Origin of the sequence: Flavobacterium xylosi, from assembly GCF_042787345.1 — a bacterium.
In the GTDB taxonomy this organism is placed as follows: Bacteria; Bacteroidota; Bacteroidia; order Flavobacteriales; family Flavobacteriaceae; genus Flavobacterium; species Flavobacterium xylosi.
On record NZ_JBHZPZ010000002.1, the window covers coordinates 70,145 to 87,182 of the forward strand.

Annotated in this window: 19 protein-coding genes; 16 read left to right on the forward strand and 3 right to left on the reverse strand. The window is 35.3% G+C overall.

The features are described from left to right. The 16 genes from ACFX5E_RS01880 (at position 1) to ACFX5E_RS01955 (ending at position 14,103) form a co-directional block, all read left to right on the forward strand. Complete coding sequence (locus ACFX5E_RS01880; RefSeq protein ID WP_379853471.1) at positions 1-345, forward strand: phage holin family protein; 345 nt, start codon at positions 1-3, stop codon at positions 343-345. Between the two features lie 105 nt (positions 346-450). Beyond that, positions 451-801 (forward strand): hypothetical protein, encoded by a 351-nt coding sequence (locus ACFX5E_RS01885; RefSeq protein ID WP_379853472.1) that lies wholly within the window; start codon positions 451-453, stop codon positions 799-801. A gap of 154 nt (positions 802-955) precedes the next feature. Next, positions 956-1,831 (forward strand): DUF3347 domain-containing protein, encoded by an 876-nt coding sequence (locus ACFX5E_RS01890; RefSeq protein WP_379853473.1) that lies wholly within the window; start codon positions 956-958, stop codon positions 1,829-1,831. A 20-nt stretch (positions 1,832-1,851) separates the two neighbouring features. Beyond that, positions 1,852-2,322: a TlpA family protein disulfide reductase gene (locus ACFX5E_RS01895; RefSeq protein ID WP_379853474.1), complete on the forward strand. Its 471-nt coding sequence runs from the start codon at positions 1,852-1,854 to the stop codon at positions 2,320-2,322. 4 nt (positions 2,323-2,326) lie between these two features. Beyond that, complete coding sequence (locus ACFX5E_RS01900) at positions 2,327-2,824, forward strand: heavy-metal-associated domain-containing protein (RefSeq protein ID WP_379853475.1); 498 nt, start codon at positions 2,327-2,329, stop codon at positions 2,822-2,824. Continuing rightward, positions 2,824-3,642, forward strand: coding sequence for a hypothetical protein (locus ACFX5E_RS01905; RefSeq protein WP_379853476.1), 819 nt, complete (start codon positions 2,824-2,826; stop codon positions 3,640-3,642). The genes ACFX5E_RS01900 and ACFX5E_RS01905 overlap by 1 nt, the downstream gene beginning before the upstream one ends. 19 nt (positions 3,643-3,661) lie before the next feature. Next, positions 3,662-4,360: a DUF3347 domain-containing protein gene (locus ACFX5E_RS01910; RefSeq protein ID WP_379853477.1), complete on the forward strand. Its 699-nt coding sequence runs from the start codon at positions 3,662-3,664 to the stop codon at positions 4,358-4,360. Beyond that, the gene (locus tag ACFX5E_RS01915) at positions 4,361-4,831 is read left to right on the forward strand and encodes a heme-binding domain-containing protein (protein ID WP_379853478.1); all 471 of its coding nucleotides are present in this window, start codon (positions 4,361-4,363) and stop codon (positions 4,829-4,831) included. It abuts the gene before it with no gap. Between the two features lie 239 nt (positions 4,832-5,070). Further along, positions 5,071-5,382: a heavy metal-binding domain-containing protein gene (locus ACFX5E_RS01920; RefSeq protein WP_379853479.1), complete on the forward strand. Its 312-nt coding sequence runs from the start codon at positions 5,071-5,073 to the stop codon at positions 5,380-5,382. 76 nt (positions 5,383-5,458) lie between these two features. Continuing rightward, positions 5,459-7,996 (forward strand): heavy metal translocating P-type ATPase, encoded by a 2,538-nt coding sequence (locus tag ACFX5E_RS01925; protein ID WP_379853480.1) that lies wholly within the window; start codon positions 5,459-5,461, stop codon positions 7,994-7,996. A 190-nt stretch (positions 7,997-8,186) separates the two neighbouring features. Then, positions 8,187-8,636, forward strand: coding sequence for a universal stress protein (locus ACFX5E_RS01930; protein WP_379853481.1), 450 nt, complete (start codon positions 8,187-8,189; stop codon positions 8,634-8,636). Between the two features lie 200 nt (positions 8,637-8,836). Next, positions 8,837-9,457, forward strand: coding sequence for a membrane or secreted protein (locus ACFX5E_RS01935; RefSeq protein WP_379853482.1), 621 nt, complete (start codon positions 8,837-8,839; stop codon positions 9,455-9,457). A 194-nt stretch (positions 9,458-9,651) separates the two neighbouring features. Next, on the forward strand, positions 9,652-12,330 hold the full coding sequence (locus ACFX5E_RS01940) for a multicopper oxidase domain-containing protein (RefSeq protein WP_379853483.1): 2,679 nt from the start codon (positions 9,652-9,654) through the stop codon (positions 12,328-12,330). A 73-nt stretch (positions 12,331-12,403) separates the two neighbouring features. Further along, a complete protein-coding gene (locus ACFX5E_RS01945) occupies positions 12,404-12,541 on the forward strand; it encodes a hypothetical protein (RefSeq protein WP_379853484.1) in 138 nt (45 codons plus the stop codon). Between the two features lie 63 nt (positions 12,542-12,604). After that, entirely contained in the window at positions 12,605-12,991 is a 387-nt protein-coding gene (locus ACFX5E_RS01950; RefSeq protein ID WP_379853485.1) for a DUF302 domain-containing protein, read from the forward strand. Positions 12,992-13,008: 17 nt separating this feature from the next. Then, positions 13,009-14,103 (forward strand): YVTN family beta-propeller repeat protein, encoded by a 1,095-nt coding sequence (locus tag ACFX5E_RS01955; protein WP_379853486.1) that lies wholly within the window; start codon positions 13,009-13,011, stop codon positions 14,101-14,103. Positions 14,104-14,776: 673 nt separating this feature from the next. On the opposite strand, the gene ACFX5E_RS01960 is transcribed toward ACFX5E_RS01955, so the two are convergent. The 3 genes from ACFX5E_RS01960 to ACFX5E_RS01970 form a co-directional block, all read right to left on the reverse strand. After that, entirely contained in the window at positions 14,777-16,228 is a 1,452-nt protein-coding gene (locus ACFX5E_RS01960; protein WP_379853487.1) for a flavin-containing monooxygenase, read from the reverse strand. 173 nt (positions 16,229-16,401) lie between these two features. Continuing rightward, the gene (locus ACFX5E_RS01965; RefSeq protein ID WP_379853488.1) at positions 16,402-16,584 is read right to left on the reverse strand and encodes a hypothetical protein; all 183 of its coding nucleotides are present in this window, start codon (positions 16,582-16,584) and stop codon (positions 16,402-16,404) included. 76 nt (positions 16,585-16,660) lie between these two features. After that, positions 16,661-17,035 carry a hypothetical protein gene (locus ACFX5E_RS01970; protein WP_379853489.1) on the reverse strand — a complete coding sequence of 125 codons (375 nt, stop codon included), beginning with the start codon at positions 17,033-17,035 and terminating at the stop codon, positions 16,661-16,663. Between the last annotated feature and the right edge of the window lie 3 nt (positions 17,036-17,038).

Here is a 17,038-nt window from a genome sequence, read left to right on the forward strand (position 1 = left end):
ATGAATTTATTGATCAGAATACTTGTTACATCAGGATTAGTTCTCCTTATTGCTCACTTTATGCCGGGTGTTCATGTGGCTGGTTTTACTACCGCCTTAATTGTAGCTGTAGTTCTTGGTTTACTTAATATATTTATTAAACCAATATTGGTAATACTAACTTTACCGGTGACCATTGTCACATTAGGATTATTCTTATTAGTCATTAATGCATTGATCATATTATTGTGCACCAATATTGTAGGTGGGTTTCATGTTGATTCATTTTGGACCGCACTAATTTTTAGTATTGTGTTGTCAATATTGCAATCCATTATGAATGGGATATTAGGTGAAGGAAAGTAATTGATTTTTTAACAAGTAATTAGGAGTTAATAAATTAGCAATAGTCTTTAATTTATTACCTTTGTTTTTTACAAAAGTTCTCTGATGACAAAAAAGTTTTACATAATGCTACTTATTATGCTTGGTTTCTTTATGGCACCAAGCGTAGCTTTTGCATGTGGAACTAAAGCTGACAAATCGTGTTGCAAAAAAGAATATTCTTCAGTAAAGGATAAAAAAGATTGTTGCAAGAAAGAAAAAAAATCGAATGAAAGTTCGCATGAGGGCTGCAAAGGTGCCTGTAAAGATGTTACTTGCAGCAGTTCAGCATTTCAATTGGGTTTAACTTTGGCGTTTTATACCGAATTAAACAACCAGATTTTTACTTTTTCTACTGAAAAACAAAACTATTATTACACGGAAATATTCATTTCTTCTGATTTTCGTTCCATTTGGCTTCCACCTAAAATAAGCTAAATACCCTTTATGACAGCCAAAAGACTGTCTTTTTTAAAGCATTTTATGCTTTTGCAATCATTAAATTTTAGTCCATTACAATTTGAAATGTAGCGAAACTAGCTATTGTTTTGAATGTTTTTTCGACTAATTCACTTCAAAATTATTTAAAACAATGAAATCAATAAAAAAAATATTGATGGCAATAACATTATTGCTTTCAATGACAATTGCTAACGCACAAATAAAAAATGCTAAAACCGAAACGGTAAAAATCTACGGGAATTGCGGAATGTGTGAAACAACCATAGAGAAAGCAGGAAATTTAAAAAAAGTAGCTCAGGTAGATTGGGATAAAGACACCAAAATGGCTACGCTAACCTATGATTCAGCACAAACGAATCAGGACGAAATCTTGAAACGTATTGCTTTAGCAGGTTACGACAGCGATAAATTTCTTGCGCCTGATACTACTTATGACGCATTACATGGATGTTGTCAATATGAAAGAGAAGCAAAAGTTGCCGTTTCTACAGAGATGAAAATGGAAACCACTACCACAGAAAATCATGCAAACCACGCCAATCACTCTGATGCTGCAGTTGCAAAACAAAAAGTGGAGACTAACTTAAAAGTTGTTTTTGACACCTATTTTCTTTTGAAAGATGCTTTGGTGAAAACTGACGGAAAAGCTGCTGCTACTGCAGCGAAAGACGTTCTTACAGCATTAAATGCAGTAAAAATGGACGAGCTTGCTATGGATGTGCACATGATTTGGATGAAAGAAATGAAAGGTTTAATGGCTGGTGCCAAGAATATTTCTGAAACTCAAGACATCAAACGTCAAAGAGAATTTTTTATTCCTTTTTCAAAATCAATGTACGAATTGATAAAAGTGGCTAAATATGAAACACTGGTTTATCTTCAGTTTTGCCCTATGGCAAACGATGGTAAAGGTGCAAATTGGTTGAGTAAAGAGAACGCGGTTAAGAATCCATATTACGGTTCTCAAATGATGACTTGCGGAAAAACAGTCGAAACGATTCAATAAGTGTTTAAAAGGAATAAAATATGAAAAAAATAATGCTGCTATTCAGTTTGATAATCAGTATTTCAACTGCAACTGCCCAAATGAAAATTGGAGACAGTTTGCCTGATTTTCAACTCAAAAATAATAAAGAAACAACAATAAACTTAGCTTTTCTGAAAGGGAAAACAGTCTTGATTGACTTTTGGGCTTCCTGGTGTGGGCCTTGCAGAGTGGCTAATAAAAAATTAGTTCCTTTTTACAATCAAAATAAAAGTGGCAATTTCGAAATTATTGGGATATCGCTGGATATTGATACTACTAAATGGAAAAATGCTATCGAAATAGACAAGCTGCCTTACACGCAACTAATAGATCCTAATGGTTTTGATGCAAAAACGGCGCTCCTCTTTGGAATTGAGCAATTGCCGAGTGCTTATTTATTTGACGAATCCGGAAAATTGATAGCTATTAATCCAACACTTGAAGAAATTTCAATACAATTAAAAAAATAAAATCATGAAAAACATACATTTAAAATTTATTATAGTTGCTTGTTTAGTTTTAATCACAAGCATAAAATCGTTTGCTCAAATCTCAAAAGCTGAGATCATTGCAACGGGTTTAACCTGTTCTATGTGTTCCAATGCTATAAACAAGCAGTTAAAAACATTGCCCGAAGTAGTTAATGTAGAAACCGATTTAAATACCAATACGTTCACCGTAACACTTAAGGAAGGTAATAATTTGAGTCCAAAAGTATTTAAGGAAAAAGTGGAAAAAGCAGGTTTTTTTGTCGGCTCTTTAGTGGTAACTTCAAAGCCCGAAACCATAACTAAAAGCTCGTATATCTTGGTTAATGACAAACTAAGTAATGCGAGTGAAATACAATTTAAAATACTTGACAAAGGATTTGTAACTGAAAAGGAGTTTAAAAAATTATCTAAAACCTATAAAAATGTCGAAACCTACGCTTCAAACAACGAAGATGATTTTCACATTAAATTGATAAACTAATGAGAAATGTAATTTTATTTTTTGTAGCAATCAGTTGCCAAACTATTTTTAGTCAAGAATTATTTGTAGTAACCGATCCTGCCAGTAATGTCCCAGCTAATTCGCTTGCTTTCAACGTGATGCAATCAGCATTTAAAGAGCAAATTAAAACAGGTTACAATTACCATTTAATGCCTGAGATAACTTATGGAATAAATAAGAATTTAATGGTAAGAGGTTCCGCTTTTATAAGCACAAGAACTAATGCCTTATATGCTGAAGGCGGTGGTGTAATGGCAAAATATCGGTTTTATTCTGAAGATGATTTAAATAGTCATTTCCGCATGGCAGCATACGGAAGATATAGTTTTAATCGGGCTGATATCCATCAAGAACAAATTGAAATCTTGGGGCACAATACAGGTTTTGAAACAGGTATAATTGCAACAAAATTATTGAAAAAAGTAGCCATTAGTGCATCTTTAAGTTTTGAGAAAGCACTAGACAACAAACCAAATTATCCTTTTCCAGATAATATAGGCGACAATGCTACCAATTATACCTTGTCTTTTGGGAAATTAATGTACCCAAAAAAATATACAAGTTTCAAACAAACTAATATCAATCTAATGTTAGAATTTGTAGGGCAAACCATAAACGAAAATGGAAAATCGTATGTGGATGTTGTACCAGCAATACAATTTATTTTTAATAGTCAGGCGCGATTGGATTTAGCTTACCGTCAAGAACTAATTAGTTCAATGCTACGTTCAGCACCAAACGGAGTGTACTTCAATTTGTATTATACGTTCTTTAACTTAAAAAAGCAAAACAATTAATTTTTTAAAACTAGTAATCATGAAAACACTATATATAATAGCTTTACTAGCTATCACATTAACTTCTTGCAATCAGAAAGCTAAGGAAACTGAAGCTGTAGAAACCACAACTACTGCAAGCGAATTATATGCTTGTTCTATGCATCCTGAAGTTACAGGTGAAAAAGGAGCAGAATGTCCGAAATGTGGTATGGAATTGACAGAGCCTGTTAATCAAGATGCAAAAGCCACCACAACTACAGTTGTTGAAACTAAATCAGAAACTGTTGTAACGACTTCCCAATCTGCTTTTTCTATCAATGAAATTGTAACCAATTATTTAAAGCTTAAAAATGCTCTTGTAAAAGATGATTCAAAAGGAGCTGCAAACGCCGGGAAAGCTTTATATGCGACGCTAAATACTTTAGATTCAAAATCACTAGATGCGAAATTGAAAAAGGAATATGTTGATATTGCCGATGATGCGAAGGAGCATGCAGAGCATATTGGTGACAATCCTGGTAAAATTGAACATCAAAGAGAACATTTTGCCATGTTGAGCAAAGACATCAACGATTTGATAAAAACTTTTGGAACTACTCAAAAATTGTATCAGGATTATTGTCCAATGTATGACGAAGGGAAAAGTGGTTATTGGATAAGTGAAACTAAGGAAATCAAAAATCCATACTTCGGTTCCCAAATGCTTACTTGTGGATCAGTAAAAAAAACATTCTAAATGAAAATTAATGTCAAAAAAATATTGACTTTAGGTTTGATTATTTTTTTGCTGATACAATTTTATCAACCTGCTCGCAATTTAGATTACGGGCAGGTTTTGCCAACCCATTTCACCAAAATCTACGCCGTTCCGTCAGATGTAAAAAGCATTTTACGAACTTCTTGTTATGATTGTCACAGTAACAACACAGAATATCCGTGGTACTCTTACATTCAACCCGCGAGAATGTTTTTGGATAGTCATATTAAAGAAGGAAAAGAAAACTTGAATTTCAGTACGTTTGGCGATTATTCTCAACGCAAGCAGGGAAACAAATTAGAACGAATTGTTAAGCAAATCAAATCGGATGAAATGCCATTAGCGTCGTACACTAGGATACATAAAAATGCCATACTAACGCAAGAGAATAAAAAGGTATTGATTAATTGGATAGAAAGCACAAGAGATAGTATATCAGGGGCCTATTAAAAAGCAATATAGCTTTTATACAAAAATGCCAAATATATAATGGTATGAAATTACAGGAAAAAGTTTGATACAGAATCTTAATTCTTTTTTTAGTTTAAAAAATGGATGAAATTAGGTCTATTTTATTGCTGATTTACAGTGAATTATATAATTTAAACCAATAAAAACACAACAAATTTAAAACTATTTTTTGTAATTTTAAAATGCAGAAATTCATCTGCAATTAATAAATTTTAACGATGAAAAATATATTTTTTTTTACCCTAATGGCGGCTTTTGTATTGATTTCTTGTAACCAAAAAAATAAAGAGAATCCAACAAATGATTCTCATATGATGGATGATAACACCACCATGATGAATTCTGACTCGGTCATGCACACTGATTCAACCATGATGGGAAATGACACAAAAATGATGAAAAATAATCCAACAATGTATGCTTGTCCAATGCATCCTGAAGTTCAAGGGAAACTGAATGATAAATGTCCTAAATGCGGAATGAAATTAACGGAGCCTGTTCCTGAGACTGCCGTAAAAAGCAACAAATAAAATAAGGATTTACCTTATTAACTCTTATCAACCTTGCCTCACATATTGCGGTAAGGTTGATTAAAAACACACTAAAATGAAGCATACCTACACTGTTACTGGAATGACTTGTAATGGCTGTCGTTCATCAGTTGAAAAAGCATTAAATTCTATTAAAGGTATCGAAGCAGTGGTTTCTCTGGATCCACCAATTGCTACCTTACTTATGAAAGATCATATACCATTAGTTCAACTACAAGAAACGCTTTCTAAAGCTGGCAAATATTCCATTTCTATGGAATCACCAACTGATACGATCTCAGAAACACCAAATGAACTTCCAATTAAATCATGTTGCAGTTCGAATAAACCACAGGAGAAATCAACAGTAATTTTACCCGCCAATGCACAAGGAAAGTATTATTGTCCGATGCATTGCGAAGGAGAAAAAGTCTATGATAAACCGGGAGATTGTCCAGTATGCGGAATGGATTTAGTTAAAGCTCCTGAACTAAATATTGGAAAAACGCTTTATACCTGCCCCATGCATCCTGAAGTTATCCAAGAAGGTCCTGGTTCTTGCCCTATTTGCGGAATGGATTTAGTGCCAATGGAACCAACCGAAAGTGAAGAAAATAAGGTATATAATGACTTGGTGCGTAAAATGAAAATCGCTGTAGTTTTTACGGTTCCGGTTTTCTTAATTGCCATGTCAGATATGATTTCCAATAATCCATTAATGAAAATAATGGAAGCTTCAAAATGGAATTGGGTACAGCTAATTTTATCGCTTCCGGTAGTTTTTTATTCGTGCTGGATGTTTTTTATTCGTGCTTATAAATCTATTATTACCTGGAATCTCAATATGTTTACGCTTATCGGAATTGGAACGGGAGTGGCATTTTTATTTAGTTTAGTTGGGATGTTTTTTCCTGATGTTTTTCCAAACGAATTCAAAACTCATAACGGAACGGTTTCCCTCTATTTTGAAGCAACAACGGTAATATTGACTTTGGTATTATTGGGGCAACTCCTAGAAGCCAGAGCACACAGTCAAACCAGCGGTGCGATAAAAGAATTGTTGAAATTAGCACCAACCGAAGCCACTTTGGTCATCGACGGAGCTGATAAAGTAATCTCCATTCATGATATTAAAAAAGGAGATTTATTGCGTGTAAAACCAGGAGATAAAATTCCGGTTGATGGGAAAATTACCGATGGAGAAAGTACGATTGATGAATCGATGATTTCAGGAGAACCTATTCCTGTTGATAAAAAAATAGATGACTCTGTAATAGCGGGAACCATAAACGGTAATAAATCTTTTGTTATGATTGCCGAAAAAGTTGGCTCAGAAACTTTGCTTTCGCAAATCGTTAAGATGGTAAATGATGCCAGTCGTTCCAGAGCACCCATTCAAAAGCTAGCGGATAGTATTGCTAAATATTTTGTGCCAATTGTAGTTGTAGTTTCTGTATTAACCTTTTTTGTGTGGGCAAAATTTGGACCGGAACCAGCGATGGTTTATGGATTTATCAATGCCATTGCGGTATTGATAATTGCCTGTCCTTGTGCTTTGGGACTGGCTACCCCCATGTCAGTAATGGTTGGTGTTGGGAAGGGAGCACAGTCAGGTGTTTTGATAAAAAATGCGGAAGCACTGGAAAATATGAACAAAGTAAATGTTCTGATTACAGATAAAACAGGAACAATTACTGAAGGAAAACCTTCTGTTGAAAAAGTCTTCTCCACTAATAATGATGATGATTCTTTGTTACAAAGCATTGCGTCTTTAAATCAGTATAGCGAGCATCCTTTGGCGCAAGCCGTAGTCAATTTTGCGAAAGCGAAAAAAGTTTCATTAATCGAAGTAAAGGATTTTGAAGCCATTTCAGGAAAAGGGGTTACAGGTACAGTTACCAATAAAAAAGTAGCTCTTGGAAATAAAAAATTGATGGAGCAAGTGAATGCTGCGGTTTCTGCCGAACTGGAAAATCAGATTATCGCCGAGCAGAAATTAGGTAAAACAGTTTCCTACATATCAGTTGACGGAATTGCGGTGGGGTTTGTGTCGATAACGGATGCCATAAAACCAACAAGTGTCGAAGCCATAAAAGAATTAATACGTCAAGGTGTTGAGGTGATTATGTTGACGGGTGACAATGAAAATACTGCAAAAGCAGTCGCTCAGGAATTGCATTTGAGTTCTTATAAAGCGGGTTGTTTACCAGAAGACAAGCTCAAGGAAATTAAACGACTACAATCCGAAGGGAAAATTGTAGCCATGGCAGGAGACGGAATCAACGATGCTCCGGCTTTGGCGCAAGCCGACATAGGAATTGCAATGGGAACCGGAACGGATGTGGCTATTGAAAGCGCCAAAATAACGTTGGTAAAAGGCGATTTACAAGGAATAGTAAAAGCCAAGAATTTAAGCCATGCGGTTATGAAAAATATTAAACAAAATTTGTTTTTTGCCTTCTTTTATAATGTGCTGGGAATTCCAATTGCTGCGGGAGTTTTGTATCCGTTTTTTGGAGTTTTGCTCTCGCCAATGATAGCGGCTTTGGCAATGAGTTTTAGTTCAGTTTCTGTTATTGCCAATGCATTAAGATTACGAAGTTTAAAACTTTAAATAAAGAAGTTGTTGCATTTTTTTGGAGGTACAACTTTTATATACTCGGTTGCAAATTAGGTTTTGGTTGTTTTAAATATAGAAAATTACAGCTGAGTGTGCAGAAATTTTCTTAAATTTATAGTACGATTTTAATTGGTTTTATTTTTTAATTGCCTGATATTCAATAACTAATAAATAGTATACTCAAATGAAAATAATATTAGCAACCGATGGTTCGCCTTTTAGTGTAGCAATGGTAAAAGAGTTTGCTCATAGGCCTTTACCTATAAACACAAAAGTAAAAATCATCTCCGTTTATGAAGCAGATAGGCTTATGAATGTGGCTCCAATGGGTGTTTTAACGGAATATTACGACGATGCCAATATGAATTCTTTGCAATTTGCAATGAAGTCTGTAGCTGCAGCAGCGAAATTAATTAGAAATAAAAATCCGGAACTTGCAGTTTTAACGCAGGCAATAGAGGGAGTTCCTAAAACTGTTATTGTCGATGAGGCCGAAAAGTTTGGCGCTGATTTAATTGTTCTTGGATCGCATGGTTATGGTCTTGTTGAGCGTCTTTTGTTAGGATCGGTCTCACAGTCCGTTGCACTTCATGCAAAATGTTCTGTTGAAATTGTTCGTAAAAAAACAAAATGAAAGTGCAACAGTAGCGTAATAGAAAAAGTACAAGTGATTTTCTATTAAATAAAGATGAAATCCGGTTAGTTGGCTAGTCTTATTTTTGAATAACAAAAGGAAGTAATTATATAAATTTTTTTCAAAATTAAACAAGGTTTTTTCGTTTTAAAACGCAGACCTTTAAAGGGTTAACAGGTTTGACAAATAAATTTAATATCATGAAAATAGTACAAAAAATTGCAGTATCGATTGGATTAATTGGGCTTCTATATTCTTGCCAATCAACTAATCAGGTTCTCTCAAAATCAGACAAGAGAATGGAAATTATGAACGAGATTGCCAATAATGAAAGTATGTCTAAAGAGATGATGGGAATACTTATGAACAGCAAAAGTGGTATGATGATGATGCAGGAGAAGGAAAAGGAAATGATGAAGGATAGTCATGCGCAAATGATGACAATGATGAAGGAAAATCCAGAAATGATGAAAAGTATGATGTCAGAAATGATGAAGAATAATCCAGAAATGATGAAAGAGAATCATGCTAAAATGATGGCAATGATGAAGGAAAATCCGGAAATGATGAAAGGTATGATGTCCGAGATGATGAAAGGAATGAAGAATGACCCTGAAATGATGAAAAGTATGATGGCAAAGATGATGGAATCATCAAAAGGGGATGATGCTATGATGGCTGGAATGTGTAAAGAGATGATGGGAAATAGACCTATGATGGATATGATGGAGAAAATGAAAAAAGAAAAAATGGACATGAATAAAATGAAAGGCATGGATAAAAAACCAGAAAAGAAAGAAGATCATAAAGCGCATCATTAATTTTTAATTTAACCATAATCTTAAAGAATCATGTTAAATAACGGTAACGGAGAAATGCATATGGGAGAATATTCTTTCATGGGAATGCACCCATTTTGGTTAATTTTAGTAATTGTGTTGCTTCTTTTTGCGTTGGTAATGTTAAACCGATTTAGAAAAAGAAAATAATTAATTCAAAATTTAGAATTTTAAAAATGAGAATAATAATAATAATAGTTTTGATTCTGTTTATTGGTCCTTTTGTGCAAGCGGAAAATAGCAATAACAGAAATATTTCCAAAAAATTGGATATTCAACAGGTACAGCCTGCAACCTATACTTGTGTAATGCATCCTGAAATTCATGCCGCTAAACCGGGAAAATGTCCCATATGTGGCATGGATTTGATTAAGGAAAAAGCAAGACCGGTAAAAAAATCCGTTCCAAAAAAACAAGTGCCAAAGGCAGTTATGAAAAAAGCAGTGCCTGCAAAAGCAACTGATATTAACACTAAAGCAACAAGTGATGATTTGGATCAAAATCAGACAAATGTTCCCGGAGATAACAGTAAACTCAAAGCAGAACCGGTTAAAAGAATAGTTAAAAATGCCCCGCCCAGAACTGTTCGGTATGATTTGTATGTTCGGGATACGATTGTCACTTTTGGTGATAAACCAAAAAGAGCGATTGCCGTAAACGGACAAATTCCGATGCCAACGCTCACCTTTACCGAAGGCGATATTGCCGAAATTTATGTGCATAATGAGTTGGACGAAGATACCTCCTTGCATTGGCACGGCCTAATGTTACCCAACAAAGAAGACGGCGTGCCTAATTTGACACAAATGCCAATCAAACCGCATACCACACATAAATATAGATTCCCAATCATTCAGCACGGAACGCATTGGTATCACAGTCATACTGGGTTACAGGAACAAATTGGGATGTATGGTTCTTTTGTCATGAATAAAAGAAACGAAGACCCAACTTTTAGAGCAGGAATAGATGATTTACCGACCGTTCCAATTATTCTTAGTGAATGGACCGATATGAAACCGGAAAATGTGCATCGGATGTTACACAATGCCACGGATTGGTTTGCGATTCAAAAAGGAACTACGCAAAGCTATTCTGAAGCTATAAAAGCGGGACATTTTAAAACCAAAGTCGCTAACGAATGGAAGAGAATGAACGCCATGGACGTCAGTGATGTGTATTACAACAAATTCCTGATCAACGGTAAAAATGAAAGTCAATTTTCGCAATTCAAAGCGGGTGATAAAGTGCGATTGCGAATTGCCAATGCCGGTGCATCAACCTATTTTTGGCTGAACTATGCCGGAGGAAAAATAACGGTGGTGGCCAGTGACGGAAATGATGTGGAACCTGTCGAAGTCGATCGATTAATCGTTGCCGTTTCTGAAACGTACGATGTGGTTGTCACTATTCCTGCTGAAAAAACGTCGTTTGAATTTTTGGTCACTTCTGAGGATCGCACAAAATCGGCTTCGTTGTATTTAGGAGATGGGATCAAGCAATTGATTTCTCCTTTGCCTAAATTAAAGTATTTTGAAGGGATGAAAATGATGAACAGCATGATGAAAATGAATGGTGATTTAGATGACATGGGTATGCAAATGTCTCTCAACCAAATGGATATGAATGTGGTGATGTATCCTGAAATTACAGGCCCTTTAAACGATAATGCAGGAACTCAAAAAGAAGTTCAAATGGATCATTCTTCGCATGATATGGGAAAAATGAAAATGGATGATTCTTCCGCAAAAAAGGGCAACATGAAAATGGATGATTCTTCTGCAAAAATGGATAACATGAAAATGACCGAAGCAGATTATAACAGCAATGAACTTTCAGATATCACGACCTTGAATTATGCAATGCTGAAATCACCCACTAAAACAACATTACCCAAAGACGCACCGGTAAAAGAATTGCGGTTTGAATTATCAGGAAACATGAATCGCTATGTTTGGAGTCTGGACAATAAAGTAGTTTCGGAAGCCGATAAAATTTTAATTAAAAAAGGAGAGAACGTCCGAATTGTACTCTTCAACGGTTCCATGATGCGCCATCCTATGCACTTGCACGGACATGATTTTAGAGTGCTGAACGGTCAAGAAGAATACGCACCACTGAAAAATATCATCGACATTATGCCGATGGAAACCGATACAATTGAGTTTAATGCGAATGTTAAAGGCGACTGGTTTTTTCATTGTCACATTCTCTATCACATGATGGCGGGAATGGGAAGGGTTTTTAGTTATGAAAATCAAGAGCCAAATCCTTTGATTCCAAATCCAAAATTAGCGCAACGCAAATTATTTGCTGATGATAGAGCTTTTCATGTGATGGCCGAAAATGATTTTGCCACCAATGGGAATGACGGAATGCTGATGATTCAAAATACGCGTTGGAGCATTGGTACCGAGTGGCGTTTGGGTTACAATAATAATCATGGTTATGAAACCGAAACGCATATCGGGAGATACATCGGGAAAATGCAATGGCTGATGCCGTTCATTGGTTTTGACTGGCGATATCGAAAAATGGAAATGGGAGAAATGGAAAAGAATCTTTTTGGTCAAACCAATACAAAAGACAATCGCGCCGTTTTCAGTGCAGGAGTCGAATATACGTTGCCCATGCTCATCAAAGCGCAAGCCGAAGTGTATACCGACGGGAATTTTAGATTGCAATTTGAACGAATGGATATTCCGGTTTCCAAAAGATTGCGTATGGATTTAATGTGGAATACCGACAAAGAATACATGGCAGGTTTGCGTTATATTGTCAAGAGAAACTTTAGTTTTAGAACCCATTATGACAGCGATATGGGATTAGGTTTTGGATTGAACCTGAATTATTAAATTGAGATTGATAGATCATAGATTTTTTATCTTGCGCTATCTAAAATTTTATTTAATCTTTAAAATATAAGCTATGTTTAATAACGATAATGGAGAAATGCACATGGGATCGTACTCATTTATGGGAATACATGTTTTTTGGTGGTTTTCAATAATCGTTTTAGGACTGGCATTACTAGTCGCAGCTCACAGATACAGGAGAAGAAAGTGATTTTGAAATGGACGCGATAATTAATTGAAATAGATTTTTTCAACTTATAAAAATATAACAATCATGGAATATTACTTTAGTAAAATAATTACAGATAGTTTCGAAAATGCGATTCAAAAAGTTACGGAAGCACTCAAAGCAGAAGGATTTGGAATATTGACAGAAATTGATTTGAAAGCGACATTAAAGAAAAAACTTGAGGTAGACTTTTATAATTATACCATACTGGGCGCATGTAACCCGCCATTCGCTTACAAAGCTTTATTGGCAGAAGATAAAATAGGGACAATGTTGCCTTGTAATGTAATTGTTCAAGAGAAAGTGGCAGGTCAGATAGAAGTGTCTGCAGTTGATCCTGCAGCTTCGATGCTGGCAGTTGAAAATAAGGAACTTGTTGAAATCGCAGCAGAAATTAGAGATCGATTAAAGAAAGTAATTGAGCAGTTGTAATCTTAAATTATGAAACAGTGAAAAACATTTTAAAAACAAAAGTAAAAATAAAATATCCCTTTTTAAACCCAAAATTACTGGTGGCGATAATCCTAATGTTAGCCGTCATGATAGGCGGTTGCAAGAACAGTGAAAAATCTAACTCATTACCGGCTAAGGTTTATGTGGCCAATGAAGATGGCGGTAGTATTTCTGTTATTGACCTACAAGACAGTGAAAAAAACACAGGAATTAATATAAGTGACAGTTCAGGGATGATGTATATGGCTCATAATGTTCAGGTAGCCCCAAACGGCAAATCGGTTTGGGTAACTGCCGTACCCATGGATAGCACGGAAACAAATCAGGTAGTGGTTATTGACCCAAAAACAAATAAAATTAAAAATCGTATATCACTTGGCAATAATTTGCATGTGGCTCATGTGGTTTTAGACAATGAATCAAAATATGCTTTTGTGACGGCAAAAGAAATCAACCAAGTTATTCAAGTGGATGCGACAACCTATAAAGTGGTGCGGAAATTTGATTTAGGAAAAGGACACTCTCCTCATGGATTGCGGTATTTTAATGGCAAATTATATGTTGCCAATATGGACACAAAAAACATGTCCATTGTTTCTATTTCTGATGGTAAAATTATAGATATACCATTGGGTGGAATGACTGTACAAACTGCGGTTACTCAAGACGGAAAATTTGTTTTTGCCACCTTATATGATACAAAAGAAGTGGTGAGATATGATATAAAGAACGCAGAAATAAAAAGAATACCATTGCCTATAGATGCGCAAGGTTCTATCCAATTGTACGCCACACCAGACAGTAAGTTGCTTTATGTTGCTGACCAGGGAGAACTAATGGAAAGACCTGTGTCAAACAAGGTTTTTGTTATCGATATACCCAATGCAAAAGTGATTAGTACCATTACAGTAGGAAACAAAGCTCATGGTGTTGTAGTTAGTAAAGATGGTAAAACAGTTTATGTTACTAATTCTTCCGACAATACAATTTCAATAATAGATGTAGCAACTCAAAAAGTAACAGCAACAATTCCCGTGGGTAAAGGTCCAAATGGAATTAGTTATTGGTCTGAAAAGGGTGGGATGCCTTAACTTATTAATTCCAATTATGGTAGATTAATACGTCATTTAGAAAAATCAATGTGTAATATAAGCATTATAGTATTGTGGGAGTATTGTTTTTGCGTTATTAATGAATTGAAAATTAAAATGAAATAGATTACGGGAAACGGTTTTATTTTAATTTTGTTAAAATGCAGCTCCGCACTACTAGGTCTTAATGGTATTTGCCAGCTAGCTATCGCTCGTGTCCTCCTTCGTCGGAATGGTATATTGCTTTTAGGTAAACTTCAAACAAATCTAATAATTGCTTAACGGATGTTTTAAAAAGCTAGGATTTTGCTCCTAGCTTTTTTGTATTGTGTCTTATTGTTGTGCAACATATTTATAAACAATCAAATCAATCTTTTTTATGTTGTTCCGTGTGATTTTGATTTGCGTTAATCGTATGATCCCCCACGTTCATTCCGTTTGACATTCCGATCATAAATGCAGTAATAAGTAGCGTAATTTTTCTTTTTATTCAAAGAATAAGGCGTTTAGATTGCTCTAAACGTGTTTTGTATATTTTGCCAATCGAATTCGTTTGAATTATTGATAGGTTGTTCAACGGGCCTGAATTTTGTTAGGTTTTTGAGCCTAAAATATTTTTTATTTGCGATTATTGATCCCTGGTATTTTAGTATCCGGTACGCTTGAACCTTCTTTATTTGAAAAAGGTGAGTCGTTTGTCTTTAACGGCATCAACGCGAAGCATTTTATAATCCAACACATAATTTTGGTAAACACGCCATGGTGCTTTGTTTCCCTGACTAGGAAGTGTATTCGCTGACCGGTTGATGTATCCGGAATTGAGGTTGAGTAACGGAACAGGTTTTAAATTTGTCTCGACTACTTTCGCCTGTACCGCTTTATAATTGTGTTTGTCTAAATACTTCAAAACGCGAGATATATATTTGCTGGTAAGGTCACTTTTCAACGTCCACGAAGCATTGGTATAGCCAACAAAAATAAAGAAGTTGGGCAGGTCGCTTAACATAAGGCCTTTATAGACAAAAGATTTAGAAACATCAAATGGTTTTGAATCCAGTTGGATTTTCACGCCTCCAAACGCCACTAATTCAAGCCCGGTTGCGGTGATTATAATGTCGGCGGCTAGTGTTTTGCCGGATTTCAGTAAAATTCCATTTGTTAGAAAGCGATCGATATGGTCCGTAACTACAGCTGCTTTCCCTTTTCTGATGGCTCTAAAAAAATCGCCGTTTGGGGCAATGCAAAAACGTTGTTCCCATGGATTGTAATTGGGTATAAAATGAGGGTCCACAGGAAAGTCACCCAGACCTTTTTTAGCTCCTTTTATGATAAAATTTTTCATTGCCTCCGGAAAGTACTTGCACAGATTAAAAAAGACAATAGCATAGAAAATGTTTTTATAACGAATCAGTCTATAGGCTACTTTTTTTGGGAACAGGCGTTTCAGGCGGGCAGCAATTTTGTCCTTATTGGGCAAAGCCGCAATATAGGTTGGCGATCGTTGCAGCATAACAACTTGTGCTCCTTCGGCGGCAAGCTCAGGAAGGATGGTGACAGCAGTGGCTCCGCTGCCAATTATAACCACTTTTTTATCGGCAACATGTAATTTTTCAGGCCATTTTTGAGGATGGACTATTTCACCTTCAAAAACGGATTGATCCTTAAATTCAGGAGTGTATCCTTTGTTATAATTATAGTAGCCGCTGCAGCTAAAAATAAACTGGCACGTATAAACCGTTTCTTCTTCATTGGCAGTGTTTTTAGCAGAGACCGTCCATAATTTCGCTTTTGTATCGAAGTTATAAGAAAGAGCGCGTTGATTGTAGAGGATATGATCACGTACTTTATATTCGTCTGCGGCTTCATTCAGGTATTTTAAAATAGAAGGTCCGTCAGCGAAAGACTTTTGGTCATCCCATGTTTTAAAGGAATAGCCAAAAGTGTACATATCCGAATCGGAACGGATTCCAGGGTATTGAAACAAACTCCAGGTGCCTCCAAGTTCTGCTCTGGCTTCTAAAATAACATAGGTTTTGTCTGGATTTTTGCGAGACAAATGACAGGCAGCGCCTATGCCGGATAATCCTGCTCCTATGATGATAATATCCGTATGCGTAGTATTCATGTTGTTATTTTAGAATTAAATGCCGTTGCAAAATACAAAATACTATCAACAATAAACACCTTTAAATTTTGATAAGTAATGGTGTTTATAATTGATGCGAAAACCTTTTAAAAGTGAAAAGGAATTGAACCTTTTGTAACTGGAACTTCAAAACTTATTTGTGAATCCCCAGATCAATCTTTTTTATCTTGCTGTTCTGTTTGATTTTGATTTCCGTGAATCATGTTGTCGCCCACGTTCATTCCGTTTGACATTCCGATCATAAATGCAGTAATAATTAGCATAATTTTTCTTTTAGCCCAAAGAATAGGGCGTTTAGATTGCTCTAAACGGGATTTGTTAGTGTGTTTATACATTTTGTAAATGATAAATGATTAGACATTTGGTATCATCTTTATGCAGGGAATTGCATAAATGCGTAGAAAGAAATTTCTAGGCTGTGTATAAACTTTTATAGGAATTTCGGGAAGTAATCATCTCATTTATGAAGATGTTTTGCATTGCAAATGAACTTACTTTTTGATAAAGCAGCGTTTGTAATTTTAGAAGAACCGGAATTTGAAGACAGTAAATATCTTTAAACTGAAGGAAAGCTAACTGAAATAGGAATATAGAAGTTTTTTCAGATGAGTTTATCTGATTGAACACATATAATTTCGAACCCTTATAGTTTAATTCACTTCTGAGGATTGCGTTAGAGAATTGAAAATAATCTGCTGAATTTGATGGAGAATTTAAAGCACCATCATTCACCATCAGGCCAAAAGCCAGAAAGAGTGAAATGAGATATTTTAAATACTTTGTCAATTT

Excerpts from the sequence above, each read along its gene's own strand:
- ACFX5E_RS01880 (WP_379853471.1), top strand. The coding sequence starts at position 1 with ATGAATTTATTGATCAGAATACTTGTTACATCAGGATTAGTTCTCCTT.
- ACFX5E_RS01885 (WP_379853472.1), top strand. The coding sequence starts at position 451 with ATGCTACTTATTATGCTTGGTTTCTTTATGGCACCAAGCGTAGCTTTT.
- ACFX5E_RS01890 (WP_379853473.1), top strand. The coding sequence starts at position 956 with ATGAAATCAATAAAAAAAATATTGATGGCAATAACATTATTGCTTTCA.
- ACFX5E_RS01895 (WP_379853474.1), top strand. The coding sequence starts at position 1,852 with ATGAAAAAAATAATGCTGCTATTCAGTTTGATAATCAGTATTTCAACT.
- ACFX5E_RS01900 (WP_379853475.1), top strand. The coding sequence starts at position 2,327 with ATGAAAAACATACATTTAAAATTTATTATAGTTGCTTGTTTAGTTTTA.
- ACFX5E_RS01905 (WP_379853476.1), top strand. The coding sequence starts at position 2,824 with ATGAGAAATGTAATTTTATTTTTTGTAGCAATCAGTTGCCAAACTATT.
- ACFX5E_RS01910 (WP_379853477.1), top strand. The coding sequence starts at position 3,662 with ATGAAAACACTATATATAATAGCTTTACTAGCTATCACATTAACTTCT.
- ACFX5E_RS01915 (WP_379853478.1), top strand. The coding sequence starts at position 4,361 with ATGAAAATTAATGTCAAAAAAATATTGACTTTAGGTTTGATTATTTTT.
- ACFX5E_RS01920 (WP_379853479.1), top strand. The coding sequence starts at position 5,071 with ATGAAAAATATATTTTTTTTTACCCTAATGGCGGCTTTTGTATTGATT.
- ACFX5E_RS01925 (WP_379853480.1), top strand. The coding sequence starts at position 5,459 with ATGAAGCATACCTACACTGTTACTGGAATGACTTGTAATGGCTGTCGT.
- ACFX5E_RS01930 (WP_379853481.1), top strand. The coding sequence starts at position 8,187 with ATGAAAATAATATTAGCAACCGATGGTTCGCCTTTTAGTGTAGCAATG.
- ACFX5E_RS01935 (WP_379853482.1), top strand. The coding sequence starts at position 8,837 with ATGAAAATAGTACAAAAAATTGCAGTATCGATTGGATTAATTGGGCTT.
- ACFX5E_RS01940 (WP_379853483.1), top strand. The coding sequence starts at position 9,652 with ATGAGAATAATAATAATAATAGTTTTGATTCTGTTTATTGGTCCTTTT.
- ACFX5E_RS01945 (WP_379853484.1), top strand. The coding sequence starts at position 12,404 with ATGTTTAATAACGATAATGGAGAAATGCACATGGGATCGTACTCATTT.
- ACFX5E_RS01950 (WP_379853485.1), top strand. The coding sequence starts at position 12,605 with ATGGAATATTACTTTAGTAAAATAATTACAGATAGTTTCGAAAATGCG.
- ACFX5E_RS01960 (WP_379853487.1), bottom strand. The coding sequence starts at position 16,228 with ATGAATACTACGCATACGGATATTATCATCATAGGAGCAGGATTATCC.
- ACFX5E_RS01965 (WP_379853488.1), bottom strand. The coding sequence starts at position 16,584 with ATGTATAAACACACTAACAAATCCCGTTTAGAGCAATCTAAACGCCCT.